Origin of the sequence: Streptomyces sp. SID13726, assembly GCF_010548375.1 — a bacterium.
Classification (GTDB): Bacteria; Actinomycetota; Actinomycetes; order Streptomycetales; family Streptomycetaceae; genus Streptomyces.
Genome location: NZ_JAAGLY010000853.1, coordinates 1 through 386, shown reverse-complemented (window position 1 = coordinate 386; position 386 = coordinate 1). Strand labels below are relative to the sequence as shown.

Sequence of the window (386 nt, the reverse complement as noted above, 5' to 3'; positions counted from 1 at the left end):
ACGCCGGCGTGCCCGCGGACGAGCGTCGCCTCAGGGCGCTGGAGGCGCTCGACCGCGTCGGGCTCTCGGAGACCGCGCACCGCCGCGCCAGCGACCTGTCGGGCGGACAGCGGCAGCGCGTCGCGATCGCGCGTGCGCTCTCGGTCGGGTCGGGGACGATCGTGGCCGACGAGCCGACCGGCAACCTCGACACCGCGACGTCGGGGTCCGTGCTGGAGCTCCTCACCGACCTGCACCGCACCGGCACGACGGTCGTGCTCGTCACCCACTCCCCGGAGATCGCGGCTCGCGCGCAGCGGCGGCTCGTGGTGCGCGACGGCCTCGTCGTCACCGACACTGGAGGCGTCGGCGCAGGTGTGGCCGAGGGCGTCGGCACCGCCACCACG

At 76.2% G+C, this 386-nt stretch carries 1 protein-coding gene; it reads left to right on the top strand.

Features of this window, described 5'->3' with window-relative positions:
- Positions 1-386: ATP-binding cassette domain-containing protein (locus tag G3I78_RS50655; protein WP_164437429.1), on the top strand; the 386-nt coding region annotated here is incomplete at both ends.